Raw genomic sequence first — 12,061 nt, forward strand, 5'->3', positions numbered from 1 at the left:
TTTATTAACCACACTTAGTATAACCACATTCTAAGCACAAAAAACAACCTTCTTGAAAAGTCAATGCTGCACCACATTCAGGACAAACTGGCTTATTTAAACTAGAAGAAGAGTGGGTATTAATCTGCTCGCCCTGTAAATATCTCTGCTCTAAAACCCAGGCTACTGCATCTGGAATAGAAAGAAGCAATCCTTTTTTCTGAAATACTGGATGTTCTCCTCCAATTCCCTTAAGCTGTTTTACTACTTCTCGAACCTCAACTCCTGAACGCAAAGCTAAAGACACTAATCTTCCAATTGCTTCAGCTTTTGCAGTAATAGACCTGCCAGAACGTCCAATAGTTGCAAATACTTCAAAGGGTTTGCCATCTACTTCATTTACAGTAAGATAAAGAGTTCCTAAACCTGTTTTCACCTTTTGAGTAAAGCCATAAAGCACTTCTGGCCGCTCTTTTACTTTAGAAGTACATTTATTGGGTTTATCTTCTTTATCAGCCTTACCAGTACAAAGAACTTGAGCATTTTTGCATCCATCTCGATACACAGTAACTCCTTTACAACCAAGCTCATAAGCTAACCAATAAATATTCCAAATATCTTCTTGAGTGGCTGAATTAGGTAAATTAACAGTCTTTGATACAGCATTGTCTGTGTATTTTTGGAATGCAGCCTGCATTTTTAAATGATATTCTGGCTCTATATCCATAGCAGTTACAAAAACACGCTTTATTTCCTCTGGAATAAAATCCAATTTTTGAATGCTTCCTTTTTTTGCAACTTCTTCCATTAATTTAGGACTATATAATCCTTTTTGTTTTAAAACACTTTCAAAATAAGGATTAACCTCTACTAATGTTTCTCCATCCATAACATTACGAACAAAGGAAAGAGCAAACAAAGGTTCTATACCAGATGAACAGGCCGCAATAATAGAAAGAGTTCCTGTGGGCGCAATAGTGGTAGTAGTGGCATTACGATATGGACCAAGTTTTTTTTCATAATAAATAGATTCTTTATAAGCCGGAAAAGGTCCTCTCTCCTGGGCTAAACATTTTGAAGCTGCTTTGGATTCAGTTTGAATAAAACTCATCACCTGCTCTGCAAGTTTAAGCGCCTGTTGGCTATTATACGGTACTTTCAACTGAAATAACAAATCAGCCCATCCCATAACCCCAAGCCCAATCTTACGATTTAAATGAACTTTTTCTGTAATTTGAGGTAAAGGGTATTTAGATGCATCAATTACATTATCTAAAAATCTAACAGCTAGATGAATAGTTGTTTTAAGTTCTTGCCAATTTATATCCTGTTTTTTTGGGTCATAAAATTTAGCTAAATTTATAGAACCTAGATTGCATGCCTCATACGGTAACAGAGGCTGTTCTCCACAAGGGTTAGTGCTCTCAATTTCTCCTTGTTTTGGAGTGGGATTATCGCGATTTATACGATCTAAAAAAATAATCCCAGGATCTCCACTTTCCCATGCCTTTTGGACTAATAGAGAAAACACCTCTCTAGCCTTTAACTTACCTTTAACTTCTTTTCGATGCGGAGAAACTAATTCATATTCTTCATCCTTTTCTACTGCCTGTATAAAATCCTCTGTCAGAGCTACGGACAAATTAAAATTATTTAATTCTCCATCTCGTTCTTTAGCCTTAATAAAATCTAATATGTCTGGATGATCTACTCGCAAAATACCCATATTGGCACCACGTCTAGTCCCACCCTGCTTTACCTGTTCTGTAGCTGTATTAAAAATTTTCATAAAAGAAACCGGTCCTGAAGCAACTCCACCAGTAGATCCCACCCTGCTATTTTTAGGTCTTAGTCTAGAAAAAGAAAAGCCTGTGCCACCTCCTGACTTATGAATTAAGGCAGCATACTTTAAAGCATCAAATATCGCTTCCATTGAATCCTCTACAGGCAAAACAAAGCAAGCTGCCAATTGTCCTAATTTTGTACCTGCATTCATTAAAGTAGGAGAATTTGGCAAGAATTTAAAAGAAGTAATCATCTCGTAAAATATTTTAGCTAACTCTTCCCAATTATACGGTGACGCTTCATATTTTTGTTCTTCTTTAGCCACAGAAGAAGCAACTCGCCAAAATAAGCCTTTTATATCTTCTATTGACTCACCATTTGGTCCTTTTCTTAAATAACGCTTTTTTAAAACAATCTCAGCATTCCTAGTTAATTGAGGTTCTTTTAAACCTGAAGGCATTTTATTTTTACTCATATAAACTCTCCTTATAATCGTTATTATTACTATTTAGTAAACAAATTTTTATCTTTCAACAAGAATGAGAAAAAAATATTTTAATAAACTCCTATGCTTTCAAAAATTTGTTCAAGATGGCTAGAAAGGTTAGAAAATCTAATTTTTATATTTTTTTGCTTAGCTTGCTGATAAACATCTTTAAAAAAAGAAATGCCCGCCCCATTAACGCTAACACTTTTGGCAAAAATGAACTCTACATCTCTAACGTCACACCTACTAACCTCTTCCCAAATATTTTGTAAAAAGGGATAACTCTGTCCATTTACTGGGCCATTAATTCGAATCTTTGCTTTTTTCTCATCAATCACATATTCAAACTGATCTTTTCTACTGGCAGTAAGCCTTAAACGTTCCTGAGCTCTATGAAGAGCCTTTTCTATCTCTTCTTTGCCTATAGGCTTATTTAAAAAATCTGTGGCATCTAAATTTAAGGCTTTAATTGCTAAATCCATATCTCCATGCCCTGTAACTACAATAACCTCTGTTTCTGGTTTTATCCGCTTGATTTCCTTTAATACCATTATCCCATCAATTCCTGGCATCTTTATATCTGTAAATACTATTTTGGGATAATGCTCTTTAAACAATTTAAGTCCTTGCTCACCATTACTTGCAAGTAAAGATTCATAACCATATATTTTTAAATATAAATCAAAAAGTTTAAGGGCACTTGTCTCATCATCTATAATTAAAACTTTTTCCCTATAATAACTCATAACTCCTCCACACAAGGAAACCACAGTTTAAATTTTGCTCCTTCTTGAAGCGCTTCTAAATCAATTACGCCTCTATGATCTTTAATAATACTTTTTACAATAGCCAACCCCAGTCCCATACCTTTACCCTTTTCTTTTGTGGTAAAAAAAGGTTCAAAAATACGTTCTTTATTCTCAGGAGAAAGACCAATACCGTTATCTTGAATAAAAAGAATAACTCCTTTTGCTTCTCTTTGAGTACCAATAATTATTTTTCCCTTATATCTCTCTAATTTATTTAAACATTTTTTCTCTAAAATCGCATCTCTAGCATTATTGATAAGATTAAATATCACCTGTTGCATTCTATTTTCATAACCTAAAATTAAGGGTAGTTCTTCTAAAAGGTCAAGTTCAACCTCTATGTCATTTAAGCTAAGTTGTTGTTTTAAAATAGACAACACAGAATAAACTACTTTATTTAAATCTACCTTCTCTGGAATCAATCTCGATTTTCTACTAAATTGACGCAAATTATTTATAATTTCTGATGCCCTTTTTACTTGCACGCCCAAATCATTGGCAACAGCAATAATTTCATTTCTCTCTAAGGAGGCCTTCCCACTTAATACAAAAGCTAGAAGATCTGCACCCATTTTTATACTATTTAGAGGCTGATTTAACTCATGGGCTATGCCCGCAGCCATTTCTCCTAAAGCTTTCATCTTCCCAGCCTGAATAATTTGTGCATCTTTTTCTACCATTTCTGTTACATCATTAGCTGATAAAATAATTGCCTGCCTCTGTTCATAACTAATAGGACAAGCATGGATATTAACAAAAAAAGCTTTTTTATTCTTTTTAAAATGAATAACCCTACTCAAATAAAGATAACCTTGTTGAAACAAAACACTATCTTCTTCTTGTAAAAAATTCTGTGCTTCTGGCCACAATTCCCAAAAATAAAGTTTTCTTAACTCCTCATCTGTATATTCATATACTTCTGCAGCTCTAGGATTAACATCCAAAATTTTTAAATCCTTGACTTCAATAACAAAAATAGGTTCAGGCCCACTTACAAATAAAGAGCGGTATTTTTCCTCTGATTCTTTAAGCCTCTTTCTATATAAACGAATACTCCAAATCATATTAATAAAAGCACTTCTAAGCTGACTAACTTCATCTCCTTCGCCCTTTTTATAAAAAAGACATTCAGGACAACTATGCACATCTTTCTCTTGGTCTTGCCTAAAACCAAGTTCATCTAAATGCCAACAAGGAAAATGATGATTTAAAAAGGCAGGACACTGAATTTCTTGGTCGTCTCCTCCTAAACTTACTTCAAAATTGCCCCTACTAACCTCTTGAGCAGCCTTAGTTAAAGAAACCAAAGGACGGGTGATATTTGACGATATCTTATGAGACAACCAAAAAATAAAAACAATTACTAAAGAAATAAATCCTAAAAACATAACTCGTAATTTTCCTACCAAGTTATCCATATGTGCCTTATTTAAGCCCACATGGACTCTTCCTATCTCATAAATACCCTCCCTAATTGGGGTTTGAATATCAAAAATGGATTTACCTTGCACAGATAAAAGATGCACAGAAGAATCTTTTCTAACCTTATTTTGTTCTAAAAAAACCCTCAATTCTCTAGGAAATGATTGAACAAAAGTATGAGATATAACCTTATTTTCTGCGTCCACTACAAAAATATAAGCAATAAGCTCACGTCTTTCTTTTAACTTAGCTTCATCAAAAATTAATGCTAATAATCTGGGATAATCTTGTTCTAAAACAAAACCCCTTCCTCTCTCTGCTATACTATGTCCTATAGCAAAGCCCCTGGTTTCTAATTCCTGAGTTAAACTGGCTATAAGTATCCATTTTGCCAACAAAGCTATTGTTGCACTAATCAAAAGAATCGCTAAAACTATAGAAAAAAATATTTTATTTTTTAGGGAAAGAGCTTCTAAAATTTCTTTAATTCTAAAAAGATGAGCCTTCACTTCTACACTTTACCTCCTCCCAATCCTTAATCAATTCAAACTTACCACCTTTCAAAATAGTAAAGTAAACTTTATCCAACCCTTGATGATCATTTTGCCTAAAAGAAACCACCATTCCATGTCCAAGATTCAAGTGGTTAATACTTTCCAAAGCCTTTAATAAGCGAGTCCGAGTCAAATTTTTACCAGCTCTTTTTAACCCCTCAATTAATATTTTAGCATTTACAAATCCTTCTAACCCCACAAAACTTATTTCATCCTTAGGAAAGTACTTGGCTAACAAATAAGGATAGCCTTGTTTATCTTTTTTTGAAAAAAGTGACGGAGGCGGAACCACTTGAGACATAATTATCTTTTGTCCAAAATCAGCTACCCTTCTAGCTAACTCATTCGCCCCTACAAAAGATACTGCATAAAAAATTGGAAAAAACTCTTTTTTCGTAGCAAGTTGGATAAATTTTGCACAAGAATTATACGTTCCCACTAAAACCACTGCATCAGGCTTAGAATTCCAAATTTTTTTAAACCCGCTAAGTATATCAGACGTTCCCCGAATATAACTAGCTCTTACAACAGGTGCTAACCCATATTTTTTCAATGCCAACTCTGTCCCTGTAAGTCCATCAAACCCATAAGCATCATATTGATAAAAAATACCAATCCTTTTAATTCCCAAGTCTTCTACCAAATGCTCTATCGCTTGTTTAGTCTCTTCATAATAAGAGGGTCTAATATTGATTAAATAGGGATTAAAAGGATGCCGCAAAGCATGAGCACCAGTAAACATACCTATTAATGGAATCCTAGCCTCTTCAATAAAAGGCAAAACTTTTAAAGTAGTAGGAGTTCCCACATAGCAAAATAAGGCAAACACCTTGTCCTGAATTATCAAACGCTGAGTATTATACAAACATCGAGGCGGATCATAGCCATCATCATAATAAATAAGCTTTATTTTTCTACCAAACACTCCACCCCGAGCATTCACTTCCTTTAAGTAAGATAAAGCCCCTCTCAAAAACTGAGTTCCCAAATACCCAGCATGACCTGCTAAGGCTAAAGATGAACCTAAAACAACTTTATCAGAATAAACTCCACACTGCTCACAAAAACTAGCCTCTTTATCCTCTCCCCAAACACACCCTAAAGTAAAAATAAACAAAAATAAAAACCACCTTTTCACTTTTTACCCCTATATGCCTATTTTGATACAATATTTTTTATACTTATTAAAAAACAAAAAATTCATTTTTTAAAACATTTTTTTTAAAAAAATAAAATTATTTCACACCATTACCATATATCCTTCCTGTTGGATTTTAATGGCAAAATCCAACAGGAAGGTCTCTAGCAAAAGCAATACATTTCAATAAGTTACCATTAAAAAACATTTTCTTGCTTGAATTTGCACTTTTTTTTGACTGGTTGTGTAAGTTTTTAAAGTTTTTATAACGTGAAAAGGTATTTAAGTAAAATTTATTTTAACTTTTAAAATAAGGAGGAAATTTATGAAACTAGGGAGGAGGGAATTCTTAAAGCTCTCCACAGCCGCTACTTTAGCATCTGCTTTTGGTGGCTTAGGTTTTGACCTAAGTCCTACTATAGCCAAAGCAAATCAGCTAAAGATAAACTGGGCTAAAGAGAGCACATCTATTTGTTGTTATTGTGCAGTTGGTTGTGGTCTTATTGTCCACACAGCCAGAGATGGTTCTGGAAGAATTATTAATGTAGAAGGTGATCCAGATCATCCTATTAATGAAGGAGCACTCTGTGCCAAAGGTGCAGCAATCTATCAACTTGCTGAAAACAAAAATCGCATTTTAAAGCCTCTTTATCGCGCTCCTGGGAGTGATAAGTGGGAGGAAAAATCCTGGGATTGGATGTTGGATAGAATTGCTAAAAAGATAAAGGAAGTTAGGGATAAAACTTTTTTAAGGCGTAATGCAAAAGGACAAGAAGTAAATCGTTGTGAAGGTTTAGCCTCTGTAGGTTCTGCAGCAATGGACAATGAAGAGTGCTGGATCTATCAAGCCATGCTTCGGAGCTTAGGCTTAGTTGCTATAGAACACCAGGCGCGCATCTGACACAGCGCTACAGTAGCGGCTCTGGCAGAGTCGTTTGGACGTGGCGCTATGACAAATCATTGGATAGATATTAAAAATAGTGATTGTATTTTAATTATGGGTTCTAATGCGGCAGAAAACCACCCCATTTCTTTTAAATGGGTAACCAAGGCTAAAGAAAAAGGAGCCAAACTTATTCATATTGATCCTCGTTTTACTAGAACCTCTGCCAAAGCAGACATCTATGCTCCTATCCGTTCTGGAACAGACATAGCCTTCTTAGGTGGTCTTATAAAATACATATTAGACCATAAACTTTACTTTAAAGAATATGTGGTCAACTACACTAATGCCTCTTTTATTGTAAATAAGAAATTTGGATTTAAAGACGGTGTTTTTACTGGCTTTGATCCCAAAACTCATAAATATGACAAGTCTTATTGGAAATTTGAACTAGATAAAAATGGTAATCCCAAAAAAGATCCTTCTCTATCCCATAAACGATGTGTATTCCAACTCCTAAAAAAATACTATCAACGTTATACGCTAGAAAAAGTAGCAGAAGCAACAGGAATGCCCAAAGATGCAATCCTAAAAATCTACAAAACCTATGCAGCAACAGGTAAACCAGATAAGTCTGGAACAATCATGTACGCTATGGGCTGGACTCAACATACTGTTGGAGTACAAAATATCAGGGCAATGGCTATCATTCAACTGCTATTGGGAAATATTGGAGTAGCAGGTGGTGGAGTCAACGCCCTACGAGGCGAATCTAATGTTCAAGGGTCTACAGACCACTGTTTACTTTATCATATTTTACCCGGCTATTTAAAAACCCCAAAAGCATCTCAACCCACTCTTAAGGACTACAACAAAAAATATACTCCTGTAGCGCATGACCCCAAAAGTGCCAATTGGTGGCAAAACTACCCTAAGTATTCTGCTAGTCTTATCAAATCTATGTATATGGAAGACGATCCCAACAAAGCCTATAAATGGCTTCCTAAGTTAGATGATGGACAAAATGAATCTTTTCTAGTCATCTTTGACGAAATGCTCAGAGGAAAGTACAAAGGATTTTTTGCTTGGGGACAAAATCCAGCTGTTGGCTTAGCCAACTCTAATAAAGCAAGGGAAGCCTTAAGTAAATTAGATTGGATGGTAGTAGTTAATATCTTTGATAATGAGACAGCCTCTTTTTGGAAAGGCCCAGGAGTTGATCCTTATCAGGTAAAAACAGAAGTATTTTTCTTACCTTGTGCAGTTTCTGTAGAAAAAGAAGGTAGCATCACGAATTCTGGTAGATGGATGCAATGGAGATATAGAGCGGCTAAACCATTGGGAGACTCTAGACCAGATGGCGATATTATCTGTGACTTGTTTAAACGAATAAAACAATTATATCAAAACGAAGGAGGAGTGTATCCAGATCCAGTAGTCAAGCTAAGTTCTGAAAAATGGGTAAATGAAAAAGGAGAGTATGATCCTCATAAAGTTGCCAAAATAATTAATGGTTACTTTCTCAAAGATGTTAAAGTAAAAGGAAAAACATTTAAAGCAGGTACTCTTGTACCTAGCTTTGCCTATTTACAAGCAGATGGCTCTACTTGTTCTGGAAACTGGCTCTATTGCGGATCTTATACAGAAAAAGGAAATATGGCCGCAAGACGCGATAAAACTCAAAGCAAAGAACAAGCTAAAATTGGCCTCTTTCCAAAGTGGTCTTGGTGTTGGCCAGTAAACAGAAGAATTCTGTATAATAGAGCGTCTGTGGATCTTAGAGGCAAGCCTTATGCCCCTCAAAAACCTGTCATTATTTGGAATGGTTCAAAATGGATAGGCGATGTTCCTGATGGTGGTTGGAAACCTGGCACAAAATACGCCTTTATTATGCGCAAATATGGTCATGGACAAATATTTGGGCCAGGTAGAGCAGATGGACCATTCCCTGAGTACTATGAGCCATTGGAAAGCCCTGTCAAACAGCATCCATTTTCAAAACAACTGCATAATCCGTTGGCCCTCACTTTTAAGTCAAAACTTGAAAAACTTTCCTTTAACAATCCAAAATACCCAATTGTATGTACAACCTATAGGGTTACTGAACACTGGCAAACAGGAGTTATGACTAGATGGCAACCCTGGCTTTTAGAAACAGAACCTCAACTATTTGTAGAAATGAATCCTGAACTGGCTAAAGAAAAAGGTATTAAAAATGGCGAATTAGTTATTGTAGAAAATGAGCGAGGTAGGCTCAAAGCAGTGGCCATAGTTACCTCCAGATTGAGACCATTTAAAATTATGGGCAAGATAGTTCATCAAGTAGGTCTACCTTGGCATTATGGTTGGGTACATCCTAAAAACGGAGGTGATGCTGCAAATTTACTCACCCCTTCTGTAGGTGACCCTAACACTGGTATACCTGAAACCAAGGCCTTTATGGTCAATGTTCGTAAAATTTAAGGAGGTAACTTATGGAAGGAAAAGCATTTTTCATAGATTTAACTAGATGTACGGCGTGTAGAGGATGCCAAATAGCATGTAAAGAATGGCATAAACTACCTGCAGAAGAAACTAAAAACTGGGGATCTCACCAAAACCCCAAAGATTTATCCTATATTACTTATAAACTGGTACGGATGAAAGAAGTAGTAGATAAAAAAGGTCATATTCAAAATTGGCTCTTCTTCCCTGAACAATGCAGGCATTGTTTAGAGCCACCATGCAAAATGGCAGCTGATGACTATGACCCAGAAGCAATTATTCATGATCCTCTAACAGGAGCAGTAATTTTTACTGAAAAGACCAAAAACTTGCCATTCAATGAAATAAGAGAGGCGTGTCCTTATAATATCCCAAGACAAGATCCTAAAACCAAGATTATTGCTAAATGTGATATGTGTATAGATAGAGTTCAAAATGGACTTTTACCTATTTGCGTTAAGACTTGTCCTACAGGAGCGATGAATTTTGGGGATAGAAAAGAAATGGTTGCCTTGGCTAAAAAAAGACTGGCTAAAGCAAAGAAAATCTATCCACATGCTTCGTTGGGAGACCTAGGAGATGTCCGTGTAATTTATTTATTCCAAGAAAAACCTAACAACTACTATGAATTTGCAGTGGCAAGTTTAGACAAAAACAAATACTTAAGCCGTAAAGAACTGCTGGCAAAAGCATTTGCCCCTCTCAAACATATTCAGACTGGTTAAGACCCTCCTCATCCAAGGCACTGGGAATATTCCCAGTGCCTTCTACTTTAAATAAAACATAATGCCCTTGCGAATAATCATAACTGAAATTGCAGCCAAAAGTAAGCTAGCCAACTTTGAAATAGTTCTTGCTCCATTCTTACCTAAAAATTTATAAACACTTCTTGCAAACCAAAAAACAATTCCTACTAATCCAATATTGATAGTAACTGCTATTGCAGTAGGCCAAAAACCATGTTCATTCATCAATAAAAGAGATGTCGTCATAACAGCAGGTCCTGCAATAATAGGGACCCCTAATGGGACCGGGCCAATATCAGAAGGATCAACTTTTCTCCTTTTCTTTTCCACAGAAACCAAATCTACCACTGACATAATTAAAAGCAAGATACCGCCTGAAACCATAAAATCAGCAACACTTAGTCCCAAAAGACGTAAAACATAAGTGCCTCCTAAAAGAAATAAAATTGCTACTACTAAAGCCGTTAAAACAGATTGAATGGCAACCTGCCTTAACTTCTCTAAAGAAAGCTCTTGAGTAAGGGCCATAAACAAAGGCAAAATACCTAAAGGATCCACAGCAATAAAAAGAGGAACAAAACTTAACCAAAAATTTTCCACTAATCCCTCCTTTAACTTACTTTAATGGTTAATAAAAAGTACTGAAAAATAAAATAAAAAAACTATTGACAGTTGATCAATAGAGCCTTATTTCGCTTCTCCATCAATTTTTTCTTTTAGGAGAAAACCATGAAAGAAGTAACAAAATTCTTAGCCCATCAAAAACTAAATTTTAAAGATAAATACTTTAGCATGCCCATTTCTTTTACCTTAAAAGAGGTAGGATGCATACTTTTCGATTTCTTTTTTGTCCAGGTAAAAAAAACCAGAATGATGTTCACCTATTATCCACCAATGCCCAAACGCTAAAGCATTAAGGACTGCCCTTGTCTGGTCATAAATATATGTAGTCCTTTGGATTTGCCCAAAAGTTGAAAAGAGCGCTCTAATTTTAAAAGCTCATCATCTTTTCTATTTTGAGAATGGTGAAAAAGACCCAAAGACTTTACTTTAGCGTTAAAAGCGAATTCTAAAACTGCTTCCATACGAGAGTGCCCCCACCCTTTTGTCCGTTTATATTCTTGTGAAAGATATTCTGCATCATGGATTAACAAATCAGCAGAAAAACAAAACTCTAAATACTCTTCATAGCTTTTTGAATTAACATGGTTAAACTCTAACTCATTATCTGTTAAATAAACAAAGGTCTTGCCATTATATTTAAATTTATACCCTAATCCAGAATCAGGATGTGAAATGGGTATGGCCTCTATTTCTAAATCTTCTTTTTTAAAAGGGAAATCCACAGGTCTAGATATAAATCTACTTTCCACTTCTTGTTTTTCCACAGGAAAATAAGGTTTTCTAAAAAGATCTAAAATATACTCTACAACATCTCCTTGAACCTGAAAATTATAAAAGATTTCTAAAGTAGCCCCTTCATATATAGGACGGAAAAAAGGTAATCCTAAAATATGATCCCAATGAACATGTGTAAATAAAAAATTAAAATTTTTCTTTTCTTGTATAGATGCCATATTCCCAAGTTCTCTAATTCCAGTTCCAGCATCTATGATAAACTCTGTCTGAGGAGTTTTAATCTGAATACAAGGAGTATTTCCACCAAATTCTACATATTCTCTTCCACTTACTGGAATCCCTCCTCTACATCCCCATAACACTATCTCCATCTATTCCCCCCACTACAATAAAATTATATCTAAATTTTAAAATT

At 35.2% G+C, this 12,061-nt stretch carries 9 protein-coding genes; 3 read left to right on the forward strand and 6 right to left on the reverse strand.

Annotated features, from left to right (window positions below):
- Positions 1–4: 4 nt before the first annotated feature.
- The 4 genes from BLP60_RS03890 to BLP60_RS03905 all read right to left on the reverse strand — a co-directional run bounded on the left by BLP60_RS03890 (position 5) and on the right by BLP60_RS03905 (position 6,174).
- Positions 5–2,239 carry a vitamin B12-dependent ribonucleotide reductase gene (locus tag BLP60_RS03890; protein ID WP_092063707.1) on the reverse strand — a complete coding sequence of 745 codons (2,235 nt, stop codon included), beginning with the start codon at positions 2,237–2,239 and terminating at the stop codon, positions 5–7.
- A gap of 80 nt (positions 2,240–2,319) precedes the next feature.
- Positions 2,320–2,997, reverse strand: coding sequence for a response regulator (locus tag BLP60_RS03895; protein WP_092063710.1), 678 nt, complete (start codon positions 2,995–2,997; stop codon positions 2,320–2,322).
- Positions 2,994–4,991, reverse strand: coding sequence for an ATP-binding protein (locus BLP60_RS03900; protein WP_234970944.1), 1,998 nt, complete (start codon positions 4,989–4,991; stop codon positions 2,994–2,996). The genes BLP60_RS03895 and BLP60_RS03900 overlap by 4 nt, the downstream gene beginning before the upstream one ends.
- The gene (locus BLP60_RS03905; RefSeq protein ID WP_092063713.1) at positions 4,972–6,174 is read right to left on the reverse strand and encodes an ABC transporter substrate-binding protein; all 1,203 of its coding nucleotides are present in this window, start codon (positions 6,172–6,174) and stop codon (positions 4,972–4,974) included. Before BLP60_RS03905 ends, BLP60_RS03900 begins: the two co-directional genes overlap by 20 nt.
- 325 nt (positions 6,175–6,499) lie before the next feature.
- Between BLP60_RS03905 and fdnG the strand changes: the two genes are divergently transcribed.
- Both fdnG and BLP60_RS03915 read left to right on the forward strand, forming a co-directional pair.
- Positions 6,500–9,520 carry a formate dehydrogenase-N subunit alpha gene (gene fdnG / locus BLP60_RS03910; protein ID WP_092063716.1) on the forward strand — a complete coding sequence of 1,007 codons (3,021 nt, stop codon included), beginning with the start codon at positions 6,500–6,502 and terminating at the stop codon, positions 9,518–9,520.
- An 11-nt stretch (positions 9,521–9,531) separates the two neighbouring features.
- Positions 9,532–10,266: a 4Fe-4S dicluster domain-containing protein gene (locus tag BLP60_RS03915; RefSeq protein WP_092063719.1), complete on the forward strand. Its 735-nt coding sequence runs from the start codon at positions 9,532–9,534 to the stop codon at positions 10,264–10,266.
- 42 nt (positions 10,267–10,308) lie between these two features.
- Here BLP60_RS03915 and BLP60_RS03920 read toward each other — a convergent pair whose 3' ends face one another.
- A complete protein-coding gene (locus tag BLP60_RS03920) occupies positions 10,309–10,887 on the reverse strand; it encodes a MarC family protein (protein WP_092063722.1) in 579 nt (192 codons plus the stop codon).
- 129 nt (positions 10,888–11,016) lie between these two features.
- Between BLP60_RS03920 and BLP60_RS03925 the strand changes: the two genes are divergently transcribed.
- Positions 11,017–11,196, forward strand: a complete 180-nt coding sequence (locus BLP60_RS03925; RefSeq protein WP_092063725.1) for a hypothetical protein — start codon at positions 11,017–11,019, stop codon at positions 11,194–11,196.
- On the opposite strand, the gene BLP60_RS03930 is transcribed toward BLP60_RS03925, so the two are convergent.
- Entirely contained in the window at positions 11,193–12,017 is an 825-nt protein-coding gene (locus tag BLP60_RS03930) for an MBL fold metallo-hydrolase (protein WP_092063728.1), read from the reverse strand. The genes BLP60_RS03925 and BLP60_RS03930 overlap by 4 nt on opposite strands.
- Positions 12,018–12,061: the final 44 nt, after the last annotated feature.

This window comes from Desulfonauticus submarinus (assembly GCF_900104045.1).
In the GTDB taxonomy this organism is placed as follows: Bacteria; Desulfobacterota; Desulfovibrionia; order Desulfovibrionales; family Desulfonatronovibrionaceae; genus Desulfonauticus; species Desulfonauticus submarinus.